Source organism: Paenibacillus sp. FSL F4-0097, from assembly GCF_038593125.1.
Taxonomy (GTDB): Bacteria; Bacillota; Bacilli; order Paenibacillales; family Paenibacillaceae; genus Paenibacillus_AQ; species Paenibacillus_AQ odorifer.
Genome location: NZ_CP151965.1, coordinates 5840143 through 5861689, shown reverse-complemented (window position 1 = coordinate 5861689; position 21547 = coordinate 5840143). Strand labels below are relative to the sequence as shown.

The 21547-nt window shown below is 45.5% G+C and carries 20 protein-coding genes; 10 read left to right on the top strand and 10 right to left on the bottom strand.

Going from position 1 to position 21547, the window contains the following annotated elements; all coding sequences use genetic code 11:
• Positions 1-19: 19 nt before the first annotated feature.
• Both MHH86_RS26360 and MHH86_RS26355 read right to left on the bottom strand, forming a co-directional pair.
• A complete protein-coding gene (locus tag MHH86_RS26360) occupies positions 20-1396 on the bottom strand; it encodes a DUF6385 domain-containing protein (protein WP_256717843.1) in 1377 nt (458 codons plus the stop codon).
• A gap of 28 nt (positions 1397-1424) precedes the next feature.
• Positions 1425-1892, bottom strand: a complete 468-nt coding sequence (locus MHH86_RS26355) for a DUF6385 domain-containing protein (RefSeq protein WP_076274251.1) — start codon at positions 1890-1892, stop codon at positions 1425-1427.
• 254 nt (positions 1893-2146) lie between these two features.
• On the opposite strand from MHH86_RS26355, the gene MHH86_RS26350 reads away from it, so the two are divergent.
• The 5 genes from MHH86_RS26350 (at position 2147) to MHH86_RS26330 (ending at position 7697) form a co-directional block, all read left to right on the top strand.
• On the top strand, positions 2147-2683 hold the full coding sequence (locus MHH86_RS26350) for a hypothetical protein (RefSeq protein ID WP_076099384.1): 537 nt from the start codon (positions 2147-2149) through the stop codon (positions 2681-2683).
• Between the two features lie 18 nt (positions 2684-2701).
• Positions 2702-3283 (top strand): hypothetical protein, encoded by a 582-nt coding sequence (locus MHH86_RS26345; protein WP_076099383.1) that lies wholly within the window; start codon positions 2702-2704, stop codon positions 3281-3283.
• Between the two features lie 155 nt (positions 3284-3438).
• Positions 3439-4107 carry an alpha/beta fold hydrolase gene (locus tag MHH86_RS26340; protein ID WP_076274252.1) on the top strand — a complete coding sequence of 223 codons (669 nt, stop codon included), beginning with the start codon at positions 3439-3441 and terminating at the stop codon, positions 4105-4107.
• Between the two features lie 243 nt (positions 4108-4350).
• The gene (locus MHH86_RS26335; protein ID WP_342479541.1) at positions 4351-7386 is read left to right on the top strand and encodes a carbohydrate binding domain-containing protein; all 3036 of its coding nucleotides are present in this window, start codon (positions 4351-4353) and stop codon (positions 7384-7386) included.
• Between the two features lie 113 nt (positions 7387-7499).
• The gene (locus tag MHH86_RS26330; protein ID WP_342479540.1) at positions 7500-7697 is read left to right on the top strand and encodes a hypothetical protein; all 198 of its coding nucleotides are present in this window, start codon (positions 7500-7502) and stop codon (positions 7695-7697) included.
• Between the two features lie 92 nt (positions 7698-7789).
• Here the strand turns inward: MHH86_RS26330 and MHH86_RS26325 are convergent, their stop codons facing one another.
• On the bottom strand, positions 7790-8818 hold the full coding sequence (locus tag MHH86_RS26325) for a LacI family DNA-binding transcriptional regulator (RefSeq protein ID WP_342479539.1): 1029 nt from the start codon (positions 8816-8818) through the stop codon (positions 7790-7792).
• Between the two features lie 123 nt (positions 8819-8941).
• On the opposite strand from MHH86_RS26325, the gene MHH86_RS26320 reads away from it, so the two are divergent.
• Positions 8942-10642, top strand: a complete 1701-nt coding sequence (locus tag MHH86_RS26320) for an alpha-glycosidase (protein WP_341138220.1) — start codon at positions 8942-8944, stop codon at positions 10640-10642.
• Between the two features lie 38 nt (positions 10643-10680).
• Here MHH86_RS26320 and MHH86_RS26315 read toward each other — a convergent pair whose 3' ends face one another.
• Positions 10681-11781: a M23 family metallopeptidase gene (locus MHH86_RS26315; RefSeq protein WP_036685322.1), complete on the bottom strand. Its 1101-nt coding sequence runs from the start codon at positions 11779-11781 to the stop codon at positions 10681-10683.
• A 254-nt stretch (positions 11782-12035) separates the two neighbouring features.
• Here MHH86_RS26315 and lipA point away from each other — a divergent pair, with 254 nt between their 5' ends.
• Both lipA and MHH86_RS26305 read left to right on the top strand, forming a co-directional pair.
• Positions 12036-12941: a lipoyl synthase gene (gene lipA / locus MHH86_RS26310; protein ID WP_036685320.1), complete on the top strand. Its 906-nt coding sequence runs from the start codon at positions 12036-12038 to the stop codon at positions 12939-12941.
• Positions 12942-13143: 202 nt separating this feature from the next.
• A complete protein-coding gene (locus tag MHH86_RS26305; RefSeq protein ID WP_341138221.1) occupies positions 13144-13860 on the top strand; it encodes a YutD family protein in 717 nt (238 codons plus the stop codon).
• A gap of 562 nt (positions 13861-14422) precedes the next feature.
• On the opposite strand, the gene MHH86_RS26300 is transcribed toward MHH86_RS26305, so the two are convergent.
• From MHH86_RS26300 to ylbJ, 4 genes are all read right to left on the bottom strand, one after another.
• Positions 14423-15862, bottom strand: coding sequence for a S41 family peptidase (locus tag MHH86_RS26300; RefSeq protein WP_051491374.1), 1440 nt, complete (start codon positions 15860-15862; stop codon positions 14423-14425).
• An 80-nt stretch (positions 15863-15942) separates the two neighbouring features.
• Positions 15943-17127, bottom strand: coding sequence for a copper amine oxidase N-terminal domain-containing protein (locus MHH86_RS26295; RefSeq protein ID WP_036685319.1), 1185 nt, complete (start codon positions 17125-17127; stop codon positions 15943-15945).
• 146 nt (positions 17128-17273) lie between these two features.
• Positions 17274-18077: an NAD kinase gene (locus MHH86_RS26290; RefSeq protein ID WP_076105311.1), complete on the bottom strand. Its 804-nt coding sequence runs from the start codon at positions 18075-18077 to the stop codon at positions 17274-17276.
• Positions 18078-18151: 74 nt separating this feature from the next.
• A complete protein-coding gene (gene ylbJ / locus MHH86_RS26285) occupies positions 18152-19414 on the bottom strand; it encodes a sporulation integral membrane protein YlbJ (RefSeq protein WP_076141968.1) in 1263 nt (420 codons plus the stop codon).
• A 412-nt stretch (positions 19415-19826) separates the two neighbouring features.
• Here ylbJ and MHH86_RS26280 point away from each other — a divergent pair, with 412 nt between their 5' ends.
• Together MHH86_RS26280 and MHH86_RS26275 are read left to right on the top strand one after the other, a co-directional pair.
• On the top strand, positions 19827-20210 hold the full coding sequence (locus MHH86_RS26280; RefSeq protein WP_038573207.1) for a globin: 384 nt from the start codon (positions 19827-19829) through the stop codon (positions 20208-20210).
• Between the two features lie 36 nt (positions 20211-20246).
• Positions 20247-20963, top strand: coding sequence for a DUF2225 domain-containing protein (locus tag MHH86_RS26275; RefSeq protein WP_038573205.1), 717 nt, complete (start codon positions 20247-20249; stop codon positions 20961-20963).
• A 79-nt stretch (positions 20964-21042) separates the two neighbouring features.
• Here MHH86_RS26275 and MHH86_RS26270 read toward each other — a convergent pair whose 3' ends face one another.
• Positions 21043-21273: a hypothetical protein gene (locus MHH86_RS26270; RefSeq protein WP_036685307.1), complete on the bottom strand. Its 231-nt coding sequence runs from the start codon at positions 21271-21273 to the stop codon at positions 21043-21045.
• Entirely contained in the window at positions 21270-21461 is a 192-nt protein-coding gene (locus tag MHH86_RS26265; RefSeq protein WP_038573204.1) for a YycC family protein, read from the bottom strand. The genes MHH86_RS26270 and MHH86_RS26265 overlap by 4 nt, the downstream gene beginning before the upstream one ends.
• Positions 21462-21547: the final 86 nt, after the last annotated feature.

Genomic DNA, 21547 nt, shown 5'->3' with positions numbered 1-21547 from the left:
CATATGATGGGCATCTACATTACGTTCCCTGTGCGTTGAAACTTACATTGATTGTTGAGGCGGCTCCTGCATTCGTTGATTGATAGGATAAGCGTGTATATTTCAGGAATCTGGCCGGAACTATGACATCGATAGAACCTGCTGCTAAAGGATTATCTCCTGTGGTATCGACGAAATAGTTCGTTCCGTCAGCACTGATTTCAACTCGTGTGTTGACTGGGTTAGCTCCAGTGTTATTGATGAAAAAGGAATAGGTCCCCAATACGCTCGTAGTCACTGCTGGCAGTGGAGTATAGGCATTAGCAGTTGCAATACCCGTCGTCGTCTGTTCGATAAAGCTGCGTTGTGAAATAGAGGTCACACTACTGAGTGTACCGGCTGTGATGGTGGCTCCGAGCACGCTGGTAATGGTGCCGTTTAAGAGGTTGGTGACCGTACCTGCAGAAGACAAAGTACCAGCTGTGATGGTGGCTCCAAGTACGTTAGTAATCGTGCCATCGAGAATGTTAGTAATGGTACCTGCTGAGGACAGAGTACCCGCAGTGATCGTAGCTCCGAGCACGCTGGTAATGGTCCCGTTTAAGAGGTTGGTGACCGTACCTGCGGAAGACAAAGTACCAGCCGTAATGGTGGCTCCGAGCACGCTGGTAATGGTCCCGTTTAAGAGATTGGTTACCGTACCAGCCGAAGACAAAGTACCGGCAGTGATGGTAGCTCCAAGTACGTTAGTAATCGTGCCATCGAGAATGTTAGTAATGGTACCTGCGGAAGACAAGGTACCCGCAGTGATTGTAGCTCCTAGCACACTAGTAATGGTCCCATTAAGGATATTGGTAACTGTTCCTGCTGAGGACAAAGTACCAGCGGTAATGGTTGCGCCTAGTACACTAGTAATAGTCCCGGCAGTGATCGTAGCTCCCAGCACGCTGGTAATCGTGCCATCGAGAATGTTAGTAATGGTTCCTGCGGAGGACAAGGTACCAGCCGTAATCGTAGCTCCGAGCACGCTGGTAATCGTGCCATCGAGAATGTTAGTAATGGTACCTGCGGAAGACAAGGTACCCGCTGTGATGGTAGCCCCGAGTACGCTAGTGATAGTCCCGTTAAGAATGTTAGTAACCGTACCTGCGGAAGATAAGGTACCCGCAGTGATGGTAGCTCCGAGTACGCTAGTAATAGTCCCGTTAAGAATGTTAGTAACTGTTCCTGCTGAGGACAAAGTACCCGCAGTGATGGTAGCTCCGAGTATATTGGAAATCGTACCATCTAGGATAATTGTCGTTAGATTTCCGCCTGGATCTGTAGTAAGCGGATGATCAATCAGCGAGGCATCCCGGCCAAAAATAAGCGTTCGTAGATTATCGGGATTAGCTTGAAAAGAGCTGTAGTTAGGCAAAGTTCCTCGTCCCTCTCTTATAAAATTGTTAACTCATACCTATAGACTGGGCTTGGACGTATACATCAATTTTGCCTAAACCCGTTGGCTGTTGCGTGGAGGCGGATATCCGAGTCCACTTTAAAAATCTGCTTGGCACTAGCACCTTCATTTCTTTTGCAGCCACGATCTCTTCTGAATCTATAAAAGAATCAAGACTGTTCGGACTAATCTCCAAGCGGACGCTAACAGGGTGGTCTCCTTGGTTCATAACTGCGTAAGAGATCATCGTTTTAGTTCCGCTTTTTTGCCAAGGCAGAGGCGAAATGGAGCTGGACACGGGGAATCCGATAAATTGATGCTCGGAAAATAAAGGACTGATCGTGACCTTACGGCGCTTTCTTCGACCATTTGGAGGTGGAAAAGGTTGCGGATTTCTAGAGCGATTCCCCTGTTTTTTTGTGTGTTTTATTTTGCTGCGCTTTTCTAGTTCCAGACCGTTATGGATTTCATTCACCTCCTACGGGTTTTCTGGAACCCTATCCATAAAAGGACCCTAACCGTCGTTTGAGCCCTGAGCATCAATAAACCGCAGTCCAATAAGCCGCGAACCGTTAGGGACAATCCTTAGCCATTCGAATGGTGATAATAATATATGGTGAAAAATAAGAGGTGATTGGGCTGTAAAAGCAAAAATACGCACCTTCCCAAACAACCTGCTACTTAGAGCGGCATAAAATAAGATAAGCTCAAGTACGGGGAGGATAGCGCATGCCAAACGATTCAGTATTTAATCAGAGTAGCCAGCCACTCTTTACAGAACAAGTCAACACGTATGTTGCACCTGGTATAGATTCAGCTCCGGAGGGAGGAGCGGCTAAGGAGGGGCTATTGTTTGGAATCCCTTTTACTTCTACGGTAACGACTGCTGCACCGTTAGTTGTTCAGATTAGTAATCCGGCAGGCAGCGGACGTACATTGTATGTATCCCGTGTTGCAGCTAGCTCGGCAACAGCTGCGGTTACGTTATCTCTACTTCGGAACGCTACGGTCACCGGAACCACCGTTACACCGATAAATTTTAATTTTGGAAGTGCGTTAACCAGTGTGATGACGGCCAGAACCTCGACTGCTGCCCCTACGGGAGGTCCGGCCACTCTAGTATCTTTATTACTGGCAGCGGGTCCCGTCATTGTTGACTTTACTGGACAAATCGTTGTTCCTCCCGGAAATTCCATAACCACGTCCATCACGATTGCATCGGGAACTTCAGCAGCGACAACATCTATCAGCTGGTGGGAATATTAGAACTGGGAGGGGATAATCATGCCTAATCAATATGTGTTTAACGACAATGATCAACCTCTTTATGTGGATATGGTCAATACCTTCCAATCTCCGGATATCAGCGCGCCACCTGAAATAAGTGCTTCGAAGGCTGCGGTCTTGTATTCTACCAACACATCCGTGTCTAGTTTGGTCGTACTTAGTCTTATTTCTGCAATTACTTCTATTCGGATTAGTAATGCTGCTGGCAGCGGAAAAACCGTATATATATCTCGTATAAGCGGCAGTATCGGCGGATCTTCTCTGCTATCGGCTATGTCTGGAAGCTTTACAATTGTCAAAGGGGGGACGTTAACCTCTCCTGCAACCTTGACACCAACAAATAATAATCTCGGAAGCGCGGCTACAAGTGCGATGACCGTTCAATCTTCAACAGCGGCAATTAACGGGGGAACAACGCTTTACAATTATCAATTAGCGCCGGGAGCCTTCTCACAGAACTTTACGGGCAGCATCATCGTTCCGCCGGGGACTGCTATTTGTGCTAACGTAACTTCATCTAGCTCGGCCGTAGGTTTAACGATTACTTCTGCACTCGGTCTTCTTTGGTGGGAACAATAGAATATATATTTTATTTTGAACCTATAACGGTGGTGAACCTTGACATCATTTGGTTAAGGTTTTACATAGAAGGTTGGAATGAATAGAAAATAAAGGGGATTGGCATTATACAATAAAGATGGAATTCAGTTTGGAATGTGAAAAGAGGGACAATTATGGAAAGTTGTTTATTTATTCATGGCTTTACCGGAGGTGAGCATGAAATCTCTCCCTTGTCCCAGTTTATGGAGCAGCATAATTATCGTTCCAGAACATTTACCCTAAAGGGGCACGGGGGCAGCAGGAATGATTTACTGCATTCGGATCGACATGATTGGCAGCAAAGTGCTGAGGATGAATTAACAGAGCTGTTAAAGACAAATGACGGAGTTCATCTGATCGGTTTTTCAACCGGTGCTCTTATTGCTTCACATCTTTCAGTGCGCTATAAACCTTGGATTAAATCTCTCACTTTGTTGTCTACCCCTGTGTTTCCGCTGAATCCTGTAGAAATTATTAAGACCCTTGCGAGCTTTTCCATGCTAAAAACTTATATTAGTAAATTCAGTTCAACGCCTCCAAAAGCAACTCGAGAGTTCCAGCGACTGGTTCGTGAAAGCTTTTCTGTTTTTCCGCATATTGAGACTCCAACCCTGATCGTGCAAGGGAAACGGGATCATCTAGTGAAGACTAGAAGCGCCGATTACCTACGTCATCATATGATCAAGGCGACCCAAAAACAGGTGCTGATGGTCGACAACAGTGGTCATATGGTGTGCCATTGTGAAGAGAAGGACCGAATTATGAATGAAGTCTTGCAGTTTATTCAGAGTACAGGACGTTGAACTCAAACACTAAATATTCAACCCCAAGAGCTTCCGAAATAGGAGCTCTTTTTTTGTTGTGCATTTCAATTTTAAGGCTTGACAACGCGTCTGGTGTCATGGTAATTTTTAGTAGGGAAACCGGTTTCCCTAAAATTCGTTTGTTTCTATGCCAAAAACATCGCTGGAAAGGTCGTTTTTAATCCAAGAAGTAGGTTTTAGTGTGTTATGAATACGCTTTAATAAGAGAGGGAGATGCGCGCGATGAAACGTAAGTTATGGTACGTGCCCGTTCTGATTACATCTATTCTTCTTTCTACTGTGATTAATTTATTCGTCTTAGCGCCACAACAGGCAGATGCGGCCAGCATCGGTACGATTAACGAGAATGATACCATTTATCAGATTATGGTTGACCGGTTTAATGACGGGGACTCTTCCAACAATGCTACGGGAGCGGCAATTCGCTATGGCGAGAACTCTGAAGAAGATTTCCGTTATATGAAAGGCGGAGATTGGCAAGGGGTGATCGACAAGCTGTCTTATATTAAAAATATGGGGTACACCGCGATCTGGATTTCCCCAGTGGCGGAGCCGCAAATGACGAATCGGGAGAACAATGGCAGCGGTAAAAATACAGCGTATCACGGGTACAACGTTAAGGACCCTAACGCAGCCAATCCCTACTTTGGTACAAAGGAGAAGCTGAAGGAGTTAGTGGATTCCGCACATGCGGTTGGCATCAAGGTGGTGATTGACGTTGTGCCGAACCATATCGGGGATTATATGCTGGGTACCCAAGCCTACTATGATATCCCTAGTCTGCAGCCAGCAGCTCCTTTTAATAACCCGGCTTGGTACCACCATAATGGAGATATCAACTGGTCTTTGGCAGACGGAAGATACGATCAATGGGCACAGGATTACTTAGAAAATCATGATCTAGGCGGACTGGATGACATTGACTTCGATGTCCCTGCTGCTAAAAAAGCCGTATTTGATTCGATTAAAGGCTGGTTTGACTATACAGGAGCAGATGGTGCGCGTGTAGACGCAGCCAAGCTGATGAAGCCGACTGATATTGGTGAACTGCAAAATTATCTGGGGGTTAATACCTTTGGCGAGAATTTTGACGGCAATGCTGAATTTGTCTCGCGCTGGGTCGGCAACAACAAGGAGTGGGGCATGCTTGATTTCCCAATGTTCTTCTCCGTTCTAAATAGCTTCGCATATGGGCAGTCTTTTGACTCCAATATTAAAAGCACCTTGGCACAGGATTCCTACTACAACGGAAATGCCAATCACATGGTCACCTTTATCGACAATCATGACCGCAATCGTTTTCTCACAGAAGCTGGAGGAAGCGTAGATAAGCTGCAGAACGCTTTGAGTTTTATTTTTACAGTGCGTGGAACACCCGTTGTCTTCCAAGGTACGGAACAGAACAAAGGCAATGGTAATGGGCAGATTATGACGGGAGGCATCGCCGATACCTGGAACCGCTGGTCCATGGTGAAACGGGATGCAAACGGCAATGTAATAGAGAATTATTTTAATGAGAATGCCAGCACCTACAAGCACGTAGCCAAACTTAATGAGATTCGGAAAAATAATCCGGCACTCCGTACAGGCACGCAACGTGAAATGTGGTCTGCACAGAACTTATATGCTTTTTCACGTCGTATCGACACTGGAACTAATCTGGGGCAGGAAGTTATCTCCGTATTCAGTAATAAATCCAGCGGCTCGCAGACCGTTACCATTCCACTGCGTGCAGAGAGCAGCTTGGCAGTCGGGACGGTTCTTTATAACCAGTTGAACACTTCGGATACGGTAACTGTACAATCGGGTGGAGCAACTGGCAAGCAGATCACTGTAACCGTGGGTGCAAATGCAGCCAAAATTTATGCAAAACAACAGCTTCCTACAGATACAGTGGCTCCAACTGTACCAACTAACGTGACCGCAACTGTTCAAAATGCATCCAGTGCTTTAGTAAGCTGGACCGCTTCCACCGACAATGTAGGTGTGACCGGATATGAAATTTATCGCAACGGCGTCAAAGTGGGTACATCCGCAACTACTTCATATACGGATAACGGATTATCCGCCAGTACTACGTATGACTATACGATAAAAGCAATGGATGCAGCAGGCAATCTATCCCTCCTTAGCGCGATTGCTTCAGTGACAACACCAGCGGGGAACAGTGTCACTATTTACTATAAGCAGGGCTATACCTCGCCTTATATTCATTATCGCCCTGTAGGAGGAACTTGGACGACATCACCAGGTGTGGCGATACCTGTCTCTGATGTAGCAGGCTACAACAAAATAACGATTAATATCGGCTCAGCCAGCCAGCTTGAAGCTTGCTTTAACAATGGCAGCGGTACTTGGGACAGTAACGGGGGCAGCAACTATTTATTTAGTGCCGGCACCTGGACTTATACACCAACTGGCAATATTCAATCGGGTGGACCAGTGACGCCGACACCAACGGTAACGCCGACACCATCACCAACCGTAACGCCTACACCGACGGTAACGCCGACACCGACGCCAACCGTAACACCAACAGCAACACCAACGCCAACACCGACACCAACGGTAACGCCGACACCAACGCCAACGCCAACGCCAACGGCAACTCCGACACCGACCGTAACGCCTACACCAACGCCAACGGCAACACCTGTCGGCAGCACGGCAACGATCTATTATAAGAATGCGGCTTATAGCAGCTCTTATATCCATTATAAGCTCGATGGTTCAACGGTCTGGACGACGTCTCCAGGCGAGCAGCTCCAAGCTTCTGCTTTTACAGGATATAAGGCGGTTACGATTCAGCTGGGCACGGCAGCTGGGCTGACCGCAGCCTTTAATAATGGCAGTGGCACATGGGATAACAATGGCGGCAATAACTATCATTTTGCTGCGGGCACCTGGAGTATGGTGAATGGCAACATCACCGCAGGAGAACCACAAGCGGATAGTGTTACATTCCGAGTAACTGTTCCTGCGTCTACTCCTGTGAGTGGTCCCGTTTATCTCTCCGGTTCCTTCAATAGCTGGAATGTGGCAGATCCGAACTACCAACTGACGAAGGGCAGTGATGGTATTTACTCCATCACACTAAGTCTACCGGCGGGAACAGCAATTCAATACAAAGTTACACGAGGCGCTTGGACTAATGTGGAGGTGAATTCGAATGGATCGGATCTTTCCAATCGAACCCTTACGCCAACAGGCGGTGCACAAACCGTAAATTTGACGGTTCAGCGCTGGAAGGATCTATAAGCTTCATAATATCTACAGTTTAAACACAACAAGGAGCGGCTCCCGTATGGGGTCGCTCCTTGGTAAGCAGTATGAAGTTTTTTAATTGCAGAAAGTACAATTAGACTTTCTGTTTGAAGCTGGAAGAAAGATTTAACTGTATTTTGTGCAGTAGAATTCAGGAAAAAGGCTGTTTTTTGCCGATTTCACGAGTTTTGACTGCACAAAGTGCAATTAAATCGAATGTTACCCATCTTATAAGGATTTCTATTGCACAAAATGCAATTAAATCCGATGTAGCCATTTTAGCTACTCAAATTCGATCAAGCTAAAGCAGTTACTCCAGACAATCAAGCCGAATCAGCACGCAGCGCAATAAAGTTCAGTCAGCTACACAAGCTCAATCAAGCTTCCTGCCTCTTCACTAAGTTCCCGCTGGGAACTGGGATCTCATAGTTGACTCACGAGGAATGAGTTCTGGCTCGAGAAGCAAATGCCTAGAGGGTATGTTGTTATTACGAATGCGTTGCATCAGCAGCTCGCCTGAAGATACCCCCAGCTGGAACGTGTCGATATTCAGAGAGGTTAGAGGAGGCGTAGTATAACGGGACAGAGGATATTCATCAAAAGCTGCGATGCCGAGCTGTGATGGAACATGAATATCCAGTGATTTTGCAGCTTGAAGCACCCCGAAGGCAACATAGCTGTTCATGCATACTACGGAGTCTGGTCGATCTTCGCTCTGTAGAAGCTCAAGTGCAGCATGATAGCTCTCATGTTCATCAGCCTTACAATTGATAATCCATTGCTGCTGATCCGCAAGATCTGCTTGCTGCAATGCTTGCAAATATCCACTCAGACGATGGGTATAAATCTTTTCCTGCTGCTGCCCGCCTATGAAGGCTATTTTGGAATACCCCTGCTTTATTAAATGTGAGGTCAGCATGCCGCCGCCTGCTTCATTATCGAAATCGACCCAGCTTCCGGGAGTCATAATTTCGCCGATGGAGATGTAGGGAAACTCCAAGCGGTTCAGTTCTTCGCAAAGCTCTTCCGTAAGTACGGAGTTATTCGCTATGATTCCGTCGACACGTTTGCTGAATACAAGTCTATTTAGAAAATGTCCTTCCGGACTACTATGCTGCACATTGGAAATAGTCAGCTCGTATTTTAAAGGCGCAATTACACTTTCTATTCCACCGATGATGTTGTAGAAAAACTGGTTTAGAAATTCACTTTCCTTGGACATATCGACCAGGAGACCAATATTACAGCTGCTTTGTCTGGCTAATCCAGTAGCGATACTGCTTGGTGTATAGTTCATCTGCTTCATAATTTCGCGAACTTTGTGTTTCGTTTTCTGTGATATTTTTGGGGAATCGTTTAATACTTTGGATACGGTAGATTTAGCCACATTGGCTGCTTTGGCAATATCAGAAATGGTTACTTTCATTGTCTTCCCCTCATAATCCGGAACGGTATTTGTAACCATAATAACACAAATTTAGCAGTCTCTCTAATCACAAAGAGTCTCATAGATTTAAAGATAAAAGCATAAAAAAGGAGTTTGGAAGTTATGCCTCATACATGGTTTTTATATCATACAAGTGAAGATCCGTTTGCCTATCCTGTGGGTACGGGCATCTTGAAGCTCAGACTGTTCACGCAAGCTGGACAGCAATTATCCTGTACCGTCATCTACTCAGACCGTTATGATTCTCCGGGGCATGAAGTTCCTTTGCAGATGGAGCGGATTGGGTCGGCAGGTGTTTATGAGATACATGAAGCGGTCATTGAGAACCCTACGAAAAAATGCAGATATCTATTCCATGTAACTAATCCTGCGGGTGAATATGTCTGGTATGGAGAGAGAGGGGCGTCGGAGAGCCGCGAACGTGCGGGTTCTTTTCAATATGCATATCTCCATCATTCTGAGGCGTTGAAGTTACCTTCATGGAGCATGGATGCAGTAACCTATCAAATCTATCCTAGCAGTTATAACGAAGGGACCTTACAAGGCATTTCTGACAAAATGCCCTACTTGCAACAGTTAGGAGTAAACGTTGTTTATATGACGCCTGTATTTGAGTCTCCTTCAGAGCATAAGTATAATACCTCCGATTACTATAAGGTTGATCCAGTATTTGGGGATATGGAAGGATTGAAGGCGCTGGTCAGCCAGGCGCACAGGCATGGAATCAAAGTGATTTTAGACGCTGTGTTTAATCATTCGGGAGACCGCTTTTTCGCGTTTAAAGATGTGTTGGCAAAAGGAGAGCTATCTCCGTATAAAGATTGGTTCTTCATTCATTCCTTTCCGGTTACGCAGACGCCTGTACCCAATTATGAAACGTTTGCCAAAGCTGAAGCGCATATGCCAAAGCTGAACATGGACAATCCGGATACGGCGAATTACATGATTGAGGTTGCGAAGTATTGGGTGCGCGAGACAGGGATTGACGGCTGGCGTCTGGATGTGGCCAATGAAGTTAATCCGCGTTTTTGGTCCCGGTTTCGGCAAGAGCTCAAATCTGAATATCCTGAAATCCTGCTGATCGGTGAGATTATGCATGCTTCTGGGCCATGGCTTAGAGGGGATCAGTTCGATGGAGGAATGAATTATGTGCTTCGTGATGCAGTGTTGGAATTTTTTGCGGAACAATCTACGGGGCCAGTTCGCTTTATAGAGCAATTGCTCCATCAGGAGGCATTGTATAATGACCAGGCGAATTCGGCAATGTTTCAGTTGCTTGGCAGCCATGATACCCTGCGGTTTCTTACGGCATGTAAAGAAGGTGGGCGTGGTTGGGACCACGTGAGTACCGCTGTTGAACGTATGATGCTGGCTGTTTTTTTCCAGATGACCTATATCGGTATTCCAATGATCTATTACGGGGATGAGGTTGGGATGGAAGGGGCGACAGACCCCCACTGTAGAAAAGCTATGATATGGCAAGAACAAGCTCAGAATGCAGTGCTGCATAAGTGGTATCAACAATTGATTTCTCTGAGAAAAAGCCATGAAGTTCTGCGCAAAGGTTCGTTTCGTCCTTGGTTTACTGATGAAGTTCGTAATGTGCTTGGCTACATACGAGGTGTGGAGCACGAGAAGATAGGGCTGATTATCAATAATTCTCCAAACCCGTACCAACTAGAGCTTAGTCCATATCGAGCTGATAAGAACGAATTAACTGATTTATTGTCTGGAGCAACTTTTAAAAATAATAATAAGCTTACGGTCAGCATTGAACCTTTTGGCTGTTTGATGTTGTATTAAAAAAGAAAAGGCCCCTCTCTAAGGAAAGGGACCTTATTCTAATTTACAGCACTTTTTTTGCTTCTTTTGTTCTTTAAGTCTCTATATTCCTGTTTCTCCCATTGTTTCAGCAACGGAAACGGATCAAAAGCCCATTCGGTAATTCCGCGATCGCGGTAAATGCCAAAGTGTAGATGTGGAGGAAATTTTCCTTGTGTTCCGGGATTGCCGTAACCCGAGCTGCCTACCCAGCCAATAATCTCACCGGGGGTGACTATATCTCCGCGAGAAATGGTTTTGTTATATCCAGATAGATGAGCGTAATAATGGTAACGGTTCTCGATATCGCGAATGCCAATTCTCCAGCCGCCGTACCGGTTCCAGCCTTTTGTCTCTACTAAGCCAAAGCAGGTGCTTCGTACTGGCACTCCTTGAGGTGCAAATAGATCTGTTCCTTCATGGATACGTGCTCCGCCCCAGCTTCTTCCAGTACCCCAAGTGCTACGATAAGAATAAAGGTTACTTAGGGGAAGCGGGAAGGCATTGCCGGATAGGTCCAGCCGTCCAAAATGTTCATATAACTTCGCGAACTGGGTAATGCGCTGCGAGGCGCGGCCATTGTGATAGTACTCCCAGACCCCGATACTGAAATCACTAGCGGATTGTCCATACTTCAATAAGTGTCTAGCCATACTATACAGAACGTCCGCATCATTCTCTGGATCAGCAATGCCGTCTCCTGAGCCATCACTGCCAAAACCATCAAAGAAGCTAATGGATTTAGGGGAAGTATCCCCCTGATCCGGATTAAGTGGACCAGCCCATACCGGTGCCGGGATTTTTATGGCTGTAAGGCGCGTGGAGACAGGCTGCCCTGAGGCTCCCTTTTTGGCGAGCGTGCGTTCATATTGATCAATGGCTGCGAACCTAAACCAAGGGATACCAGTAGCTGCGCTCATTTGCTCATAAATCTGTCTACGGCCAGACCATTGCGCTTCTTTGCTAGCACTAGCGGGATCCCCGCTGCTCATCACCGGTTGGATAGTAGGCCGCGCTACAGCTGCTGCAACGGGAAGGTTTAAACCACCCCAAAGGATAGCGGCCGCGGACAGGCATAACAGGGTTCTCCGGTTTTTAATATTTTTAAATAGGGCCAGCAAGATAACAGCCTCCTTTTGTCCGGGCATTAAATTGAATGTAGTCACTTCGGATGAAGCTTTTTTATAGATTGGTGCAAAATACTACTTTTTATCCGTTCTTGTCTAAAGGTACCAGAAAAATCTCGCTGGAAACTCCAGATGATACACCCTGCATATTTCACAAAAACAGGCAATTGTAAATCGCACATGTTATAATATGAGGCAGCAACTTTCATCTGCAGCATCACATTCAGGAGGAAGCGGGGTTTATCATTTTGTCTAATAAAACAGCAAAGCAACCTAAACCGGATTGGATTAAGATTAAGCTAACTACCGGTGACAACTATCAGGAAATCAAAAGCATGATGCGTTCCAAAACTTTACATACCGTATGTGAAGAAGCTAGGTGTCCGAATATTTATGAATGCTGGGCAAACCGTACGGCTACCTTCATGATTTTAGGTGATATTTGTACACGCGCATGCCGTTTTTGTGCAGTAAATACAGGGATGCCTACAGAACTGGACCTGCAGGAGCCTGAACGTGTAGCTGAAGCTGCAGAGAAAATGAATCTTCGTCACTGTGTGGTGACTAGTGTGGCCCGCGATGATCTTGCGGATGGTGGCGCTCAGATTTTTGCTGAGACGGTCGCGGCGATTCGTAAACGCCTTCCGTTATGTAGTGTTGAAGTGCTTATTCCAGACTTTTTAGGAGACCGGAATAGTCTTGAGATTGTCATGAACAGTAATCCAGACATTCTTAATCATAATATTGAGACCGTGGAACGGATGTCAGATCGTGTACGGGCTAAAGCGAAGTACCCTCGTTCCTTGGAATTGCTGCGCAGAGCCAAGGAAATGAAACCAAATATTCCAACCAAATCGAGCATCATGCTTGGTGTCGGTGAAGAGTGGAATGAGATTTTACAAGCAATGGATGATTTGCGAGCCGTAAATTGTGATATATTGACTTTAGGACAATATTTGCAACCCACTCCAAAACATTTAAATGTCGAGAAATATTATCCACCGGAGGAATTTGCACTGTTGAAGGAAGAGGGAATGAAGCGTGGCTTCAGCCATGTGGAATCAGGCCCGCTAGTTCGCAGCTCTTATCATGCGCATGAGCAGGTGAAGTCTGCAGCTCAAGCTCGCGAGGAGCGTGCGGTTTCTTCTAGCTAATTATTGCTTTTCTGTGGTTTAATTCACGGAGAATGTTAGTAAGAGGAGGAAGAGCGACAGCGTTCTGAAATCTCTGCTCTTAGGTTACCCATAAAAATCGTTGATTTGCGTCATTGGAGGGGAATATTGGAGCTGTAGGAGCGGTTCGAGAACAGCGACCGAAAGCCCAATATTCCACATAGATGGTGGTATAATCAACGTCATGATTCCCAAAGAAAGGCAGGCGGCAAAAGGTTTGATCGTAATAGGCGGAAAAGGCTATGAACTTATGTTGGATCATAAGGATGGTTGGAATCCGGAGGCATTTCGCGGGAGATATAGCGAGGTGCTGGAAAGATACGACTATATTATCGGTGACTGGGGTTACAGTCAGTTGCGTTTGAAAGGTTTTTACCGGGACAACCATCCTAAGGTGAATCGGGATACAGCGATTTCGGGTATGGTTGATTATATTAATGAATACTGCAATTTTGGCTGCGCTTATTTTGTGCTGCATAAATTGAAAGAGGTACCACAAGAAGGCATGTTCAAGGATATTTTGATCAAAGAAATACCAGAGCCGAGTGATGAAGAGGCCTTGGAGCAAGAATCGGAAGCTAGTGATGAAGCGGCTGCAGATAAAGAGTTTTCTGCTAAAGAAACATCCTCTAAGCAAGGCTCGAATCACTCATTGGCATTTAAAGAGATGACTTCTTCTAAGGACAATATGGCGAAGGATAGACCTGTGAGAGAACATCAGAGCCGAAATCACCGGGGCAAGGATTCACAGGGCAAGAAATCCAAAAAGGATTTCCAAGGCAGACCGCCACAAGGTCAGTCTCAGAAGCCCCAAAACACACCAAAACCTCAAAGCGCTCAAAACAACCAGAACAATCAAAACAACCAGAACAATCAAAACATAGAAAATTCACAACCTTAATGATGAAAGCTGAACCATAAGTAGAGTCCTTCTACGAATGAGCCAGCTTTTTTTCTTATAAAAAATAGCAGAGTTGCGTTTCTCCCGGTACTTGGAGATCGCTGCTCAGTGTTGCTGTGTGTTGCTCAGTGTTGTGGTGTTGCTGTGTGTTGTTCAGTGTTGCTCAGTGTTGCTCTATGCTATTAGTCGTTGGCTGCTTGATCCAGCAGTTTCATCATCCCCCGAGGCTTAAGGACCCAGATGCCGTTATGTGCGAATTTTTAGCCTTTTGAGCAGGGTTTCGGACTCCAATGATGCTATTCGTTAGAAAGAGGAGTAATTATGGTGTCTTTTATACCAATAGCGACTATGGGGTCCGATAGCATAACAAATGTGGATTAATATTGCGATTAGAGTCATCCATGTCCGATAGGTGCTACAGATGTTTCGTAGGTGCAAATATTATCAAACTAAACAAAAAACAGGAGTTGTCCCAACGGCCATTTCATGGCTTATGTGACAACTCCTGTTTTTACTCATGGTTGCTTGATTCAGCAGCTTAATGATTAGCTAGATTAAGGATCTATTTTACAGATAATTTCAATTGTTTCTGTGTTGCATTGTAACTCCATACAAGCGCAGGGAACTTCTTCTTAAAGGCATTTAATTCAATGAAGGTCTCGCCGTTCTGAGAAAGCGCCTCTTTGGAGGACAACGTAAAGCCGGTCGCTTTACCTGTCCCGTTCGTTACGATGACTTTTTTGTTCTTGGCATCCCATGTGATGTCGCCTTCGATCAGTGCACCTAGTACGAGCGAAGAAGCATAAGTCTTATCTCCTTGCTTTATTAGACCCACATTACCAGCAAAGGCAACCCCGTTGACATTCAAGATATGATGATCACCGGAAACCTCAATGCTTTTCATTCCTGCAATCTGTAGAGCGGTAATCAGCTGCGCAGTTTTGCCTTTAACCTCAATATCCGGTGCAAGCCCGATGTGATTAAAGTCTTCTTTATTTGGAGTTAGATATTTCTGCGTAGTCAGCTTCAGCATGTCTCCATTGGACATTGGAAGCAGGCTCTGAATACGTGCTTTGCCGAAAGAACGAGTGCCTACGACGGTAGCGAGCTTATTGTCGCGTAATGCGCCAGTAAGCGCCTCAGAAGCGCTGGCAGTGTACTCATTCGTTAGAATAACGACGGGTACGCCTATTTTACTGCCACTGGTAATCGTTACTGGAGTTAGTGCTCCGGTTTGATCGGAGGTATACATCATGATGCCTTTATCCATGAAATTAGAGACAATGTTGTATGCCGAATCCATATAGCCGCCTAAGTTGTCACGCAAATCAAGCACCATCGATTTCATACCTGCTGCACGCATCTTTTTCAGCATAGCGGCAAATTCTTCATCAGAATTCTGTGTGAAACCACTCAGTGTGATGTAGGCTATCTTCTGTCCAACAATAGTTCCGGTAACAGAAGTCGAGCTGATTTCATTTCGGGTTACACGAAATGATTTAGTCACTCCATTCCGGAGCACCTGCAGAGTGACCTTGGTGCCTGCGGCTCCGCTTAACTCGTCTCCTTCGGTCTCTTCAACGGGGATTCCGTTAATTTTGACTATCGTATCACCGCGTTTCAGACCTGCTTGTTCTGCAGGCGAACCGGGTGTTATGTCTTCGATGTAGAGTTCTGTTGCGGTATATTGCAATCTAACACCAATACCAACGTATTCCAGATCAACATCATGTTCAAATTGTGCCGCTTCCTCGGTATTGAAGTATTGGCTATAAGGATCATCCAGGGTGTTCACCATGCCGTCAATGGCTCCACGAATCAAAGTATCCTTATCTACACCGGAGAGGTTATAGTTCTCCAGAATATTCATGACTTCATTGATAAGATCACGGTTATCTGTAGATGCCTGAGCGGCATCGGCAGCAGAAACTACTGGAGCAAAAGTTAGGGATAAAGCCAGACAGCTGCCTAAAAGTGCACTTATTACTTTATTGGATTTCATGGAATCATACGCCCTTTTTATATAATTTATAAGATAAGAAAGTATACACTGCACGAATTAACTTTCTGTGCCGTATGGTTTTAGGATTTCACAAGTTTATAGTAAACGCTATAGGTGTTATCAGTAGTCCATACCCCGCTATCCGACTTGGATAAAATGAAGATAGTGCCTTGCTCAAAAGTTTCCTCTTCACTGGCATCTTTCTCTTTGTTTTCCACATAAATAGCTGCTTCTTTGGCGCTAAAATAGTAGATATTTGAAACGCTTGGAGTATAAGTGACGTCGTATGAAGTAAAGAAATCTTCCAGATCTTCCTTAAGGGAGGTATCATATTCTTCTCCGTATGAAGTCATGGTGGAAAGAACAGCCGCCGGATTTTGTTCATTCATAGCTTGATAATATTTGGTGATATTACCTTTGATGGCATCCGCATCATTTTGAGGAATGTTAGCTGCTGTTTTTAGAGCTTGTTCACGAGTCAGCAGTATCACGGAGCTTTGGGATTCCACAGATGATATTTTCCAGCTTCCATTCTTGCGGACAAGTGTATACATGTATTCGTCCTCTGTATCTGGCGTATAAGCCCCACCTGTCCGGCGAGAGCTTTCCAATGTATAAACAGTAGCGTCATCGCCTGTAATATCAATGATTTCCAAACTTTCAATAGTATTTTTTATATCAAAAATCTCAAAGGAGGCATTAAGATCCGCCACTGACTCCGCATTAGAGGATTCTGAATCCATAAGGGAATAGAAGCTAATCGCTTTTTCTTCATTGAAATACTTATTAGACAAACGGATTAATGCTGTAATCGCTGCTTCGTCCTTATCTTTGGATACTGGGGTGGTAATTTGGACGCTTCTGCTGGTTGAATTCCAGACGGCTGTGCCTCCGGTTGCCTCTGCGATAAAACGTAAAGGAATGTATGTAGTGCCAGCTGAGGAGACTGGTGCGGTGGTCAGTTTTTTCACGGTTCCGTTAACGGTTGCACGGTTGCTGCCAATTTTCAGGCTGATCGCCAGATTTGAACTTTTACCTGTTACTGTTCCAGTCTTGGCATCCCAAAGCACCTGCAGTCCAAGCTTTTCGAAGATGACCCGGAAAGGGACAAGTACAGAATTGTTCGCTAAGTAAGGGGTTCCTGCGGTAAAGGAAACCTTACTGCCGTTGATATAAACATCAATCGGTTTTGAAGCAGCAAAAGCCGGGACCGCCAGTATCAGGGCCAGAAGACTTATGCTCAAGAGGGATAATAATTTTTTCAACAGTACTCTCTCCTTTTATGTAACTCTTTGTAAAATAGCCTCATTATACCATTTGATTTCTCTCTATGTCTATCAATTGGTGTTAGTTTTGTCACACCAAAAAGAGCCGGAGATATTGAAATCTCCAGCTTTTTGATCCCCTGATCTCAGACTAAGAAAGCTTCACGGACACGGTTCCAGAACGGAAACGGACGATATCTTGCGAAGCTGACTTTTTTGTCTGAAACTTGACAGCGTACTGAAATCAGGTCATCAACAGGAATGTTGTTATGATCTACGGTGAGCAGCAAACGCTGGTCTTTACATGAAAAAATGTCACAATGATGATGCTTTGGCAGTAGTAGCGGCGAGCCCATTGTCCGGAATACACGGTTGTTAATAGACGCGATTTCGGCAATCTGCAGCGCTTCTATTGAAGGGTGAACCATAGCGCCCCCTAGGCTTTTGTTATAAGCTGTACTGCCAGAGGGAGTTGAAATACAAAGTCCATCGCCCCGGAACATTTCGAAGGTGACATCGTTGATGTCGATTTGGATCATTATAGTTCCATCCACCCCTTTAAGGGTAAATTCGTTGAGGGCAATGTGAGACGAAGATCCCGATTTTTTGTGAATCTCCAGCTCTATTAATGGATATTTCACAATACGCGGTTTCTGCGGCTCAGATTCACCGGTTCCGCACATATAATCGATTAAGGTGGGCAGCTCTTCTGCTTGCCAGTCCGCATAGAAGCCGAGGTGTCCTGTGTGCACACCTACAAAGGCTAAGTTGGGAATCTGGTCGATAAAGGTATGAAAAGCGTGCAGCATTGTGCCGTCTCCACCTATCGAGATGACGATTTCCGGAGACTCGGCATCCAGTTGCAAATCCCGCTCCGCCGCCAGCTTGTGAAATTGCTCGGCAAGTTTGATTGACAGCTCATCACCGCGGTCCAGAACATAATATCTCAAGATGTACAAGCTCCTTTATATAATTCCGTCATACACCGATCATAATCAATCTTGCCCCGGAACACAATATGTAATCAACTTCGGCGCATCAATCGGAGCATTGCCATAAATGCAGGGATAAGCAGTGACACTAGAAGAGCAGCGGCTAGTATAAGACTCAGTAGAGCTAGACTGGCAGTGACACCTGAGGCTGAAGGTGTAAAGGCAGTGGAGGCAGGCAGAGAGACCCAGGCAGAAGACAATCCTGATCCCATCACAGGCTTCCATAGCAGCACCACGAGACCTGCTGCGAGTATGGCATGTATTAGTCGTGCAGTTAAGAACGGCAGATAACGCAGCCCGGTACCGTTCAAAATACTGGCGACTTGGGCATGTACAGATAATCCGCCCCAAGAGAGAATAAAGGCAGCTGCTGCGACCTTGAATTGAAGCGGGATGGAAGAAGCGGCTTCACCAGCAGAACGAGCACCTATGGTGACCTCGAACAATCCGCTGATCAAGGCCTGAGCTAATTCGGGAGGCCCTCCAACAAGGGAGACGAGAGATCCGGCCAGGCTAAATAGTGAGGGCAGGATTCCGGCACGGGCAAGCAGCTCCATTAGCACGTTGAAGAATACAACCAGACCCCCTACGACAATAATAAGCTGTAGCGAGGATTGGATCGCTCCTTTTAACAGTTCCCCGAAGCTCCGTCCATCCTTGCGCCGGGCTTCGGACATCGCAAGGAGTGCGGCATGTATTCTGCCGAATCCTTGTTTTGCTGGAGCAGAGGGGGCGTCAGAACTACTTTTTGTTGGGTCTTGGGTGGGAGTCTTTTGTTCCTTACGTCCATGAAATGACATTAGGAGACCAACCATTAAGCCACTTCCGTAGTGGGCTAGTGCCAATATTAGCCCCAAAGAAGCATCGCGAAAGAACCCAACGGATACCGCCCCTAGTAGAAAAATAGGATCGGAGGAGGTTGTAAATGCTACAAGGCGTTCACCTTCGATTCTGCTGATCAGCTTCTGCTCCCGCAGCTTAGCGGTTAATTTGGCTCCAACGGGATATCCTGATACATATCCCATGGCCGCGACAAAACCACCGCTGCCAGGTATACCGAAGAGGGGGCGCATCAGTGGATCAAGTAAAGCGCCGAAGAGATGGACAATGCCTAAGCCTAGCATGATTTCAGAAATGACGAAGAATGGAAACAGTGAAGGGAAGAGCACGTCCCACCAGATGGCCAGGCCACGTAAGGCTGCGGCAAGAGATGCTTCAGGATGAAGTAACATCAGCAGCATACAACCAGCCAATATGAATCCCAGCAGCGGGCCGCCAATCTTTTTAAAAGTCATAATTAACGCCTCCTGGTCTATGGTTAGATGTATGCAAAAAGAGGGACAAACAGCACAAAAAAATGGAGAAAGCGGTTACAATTATCTGTGCTTTTTCGCAGGAATTATGATATTATGTAATAAATAAATGCACCCTCTGTTACACGATTAAATGGGATGGAGTGATGGCGATGAGCGTTATAGCCGGAGTTCTCGTTTGTGCTTTTGTATATGTAATCCGGGTCTCTCTCGTCCCTCCTGATGATGAGGAATTTAGGACCTACTAACCTTACTCTTCAGGCGCTGAACTATAGTTTAGCGCCTTTTTTCTGTAGTTTAGAGAGCACTTTCGACGGATATCCGTGTTATGCTTATCTTTGGTATAATAAAATAAGTAACGTTTCATTAATATGGAAGAAGGCTGGTAACCTCAATGAATCCAAATGAGAGTATATATGACAATCTAGGGGGGGCTGAAGCACTACATCGGTTGGTGGAAGTGTTCTATGCCAAGGTACAGCTTCATCCGCAGCTGGGACCCTTGTTCCCTGAAGATATTACTCCAGTTCTGGAGAAGCAATATCAATTCCTGACACAGTTTTTTGGCGGGGGTCCGCTTTATTCGGAATTACATGGACATCCCATGATGAGAGCAAGGCATATGCATATTCCTATTACACCAGAACGTGCTGATGAGTGGCTACAATGTATGAAAGAGGCACTGGTGGAGACTGGAGTCGAAGAACCACTGCGTTCATTCGTGCTTAGCCGCCTTGCAGGTCCTGCACATCATTTTGTTAACATGCCCCAGGAATAACAAGGGACAGGTTGATCCTGAAAGGAATGAGAGTACTTGACAGAGTTAATACCCCTATATTCTATTAAGGTCAAGTGTTGCAACTGTGAAAATGAATTTTCAACCTCGCGGGTACGTCCTAGTCTAAAAAAGGCTATTCGGCGTGATGCTGATTTCTGCGCGTATTATAAAAATGAGAATCCGGATTATTATGTTGTACGGGTCTGCCCCAATTGCGGGTTTGCCTCCACAGAAAATTCGGCTGACAAGCTGACGGAACGTCAGCGTAAGGCATTTAATGAGCAGGTAGGGAAACGCTGGAAGAGCCGTGACTTTGGGGAGAAAAGAGACTGGGAAACTGCGCTCGAGACCTATAAGCTGGCGCTTTTATGTGCTCAGAGTATTAACGATAAAGATCGGATTATTGCAAGTCTGCTGCATCACATTGCTTGGCTCTATCGCTACCAAGGGGAGACTGAGCAGGAGAAGCGTTTTTTACGTTATTCTTTGGACGAGTATGTTAAGGTCTATGAAAAAGATGGCATTGCCGGCAATGATGCCCGGCTCATGTACCTGATCGGCGAACTTAATCGGCGCATCGGAGAATACTCAGTGGCTGTGATGTGGTTCTCCCGTCTGATTAATGATCAGAAGATTATGGATGCGGCGATGATTCGAGCGGCACGTGAGCAGTGGGTTATTTTACGGGAGCAAATGCGTGCTGAGGCTGTAGAGGTTGAGGTTGATGTCGAAGGCTTGTCTTCAAGTTCATAACGATTTGCGAACAACAAAAAGCGCAGAAGAGAATTTAATTCTCCTCTGCGCTTTGTAGAAAGAAAATGTTAGGATTTGCTTATCTGACAGCTCGATCGAACAAAAGGTAATCGCCGTCATTATCTATAACTGTAGGACTGGCGCTGCAGCAGGGGAAGACAAGCAGTTTTTTCTTGCCGTCACGAACGATTTGTAATTCTTTTGGCTTCATAGGCAGAAGCACATTCTCTGAGTTGCAGAATGGACAGTATTGCACATACATATCGCCTAGAATGATGTCATAAGGCCAGGTATGACTAAAAGGAATCATTGTGAGTCCTTCCCAGAAGGAGTCTGTTCATTTTCGCCCTCAGTTTGTGGGGGATTTTGTTTTTTGGATAGCTCCGCTATTTTTTGTAGTAAAATATGTTGGGGCATATGCATCAAGTGTTCCAAAGGAACGCCTAGTTGCTTGGATAACGTAATGGCTGTTTCCGGTGAAATTTGTAGTGGCTTCATATGAATGCCCTCCTAAAGTTTATCGGCTATAAATGTTCAGATATCGTTATTCACTTTACCATGGTGTTAAGACAATTACAAAGAAA

Excerpts from the sequence above, each read along its gene's own strand:
- MHH86_RS26350 (WP_076099384.1), top strand. The coding sequence starts at position 2,147 with ATGCCAAACGATTCAGTATTTAATCAGAGTAGCCAGCCACTCTTTACA.
- MHH86_RS26345 (WP_076099383.1), top strand. The coding sequence starts at position 2,702 with ATGCCTAATCAATATGTGTTTAACGACAATGATCAACCTCTTTATGTG.
- MHH86_RS26340 (WP_076274252.1), top strand. The coding sequence starts at position 3,439 with ATGGAAAGTTGTTTATTTATTCATGGCTTTACCGGAGGTGAGCATGAA.
- MHH86_RS26335 (WP_342479541.1), top strand. The coding sequence starts at position 4,351 with ATGAAACGTAAGTTATGGTACGTGCCCGTTCTGATTACATCTATTCTT.
- MHH86_RS26325 (WP_342479539.1), bottom strand. The coding sequence starts at position 8,818 with ATGAAAGTAACCATTTCTGATATTGCCAAAGCAGCCAATGTGGCTAAA.
- MHH86_RS26320 (WP_341138220.1), top strand. The coding sequence starts at position 8,942 with ATGCCTCATACATGGTTTTTATATCATACAAGTGAAGATCCGTTTGCC.
- MHH86_RS26305 (WP_341138221.1), top strand. The coding sequence starts at position 13,144 with ATGATTCCCAAAGAAAGGCAGGCGGCAAAAGGTTTGATCGTAATAGGC.
- MHH86_RS26300 (WP_051491374.1), bottom strand. The coding sequence starts at position 15,862 with ATGAAATCCAATAAAGTAATAAGTGCACTTTTAGGCAGCTGTCTGGCT.
- ylbJ (WP_076141968.1), bottom strand. The coding sequence starts at position 19,414 with ATGACTTTTAAAAAGATTGGCGGCCCGCTGCTGGGATTCATATTGGCT.
- MHH86_RS26280 (WP_038573207.1), top strand. The coding sequence starts at position 19,827 with ATGAATCCAAATGAGAGTATATATGACAATCTAGGGGGGGCTGAAGCA.
- MHH86_RS26270 (WP_036685307.1), bottom strand. The coding sequence starts at position 21,273 with ATGATTCCTTTTAGTCATACCTGGCCTTATGACATCATTCTAGGCGAT.
- MHH86_RS26265 (WP_038573204.1), bottom strand. The coding sequence starts at position 21,461 with ATGAAGCCACTACAAATTTCACCGGAAACAGCCATTACGTTATCCAAG.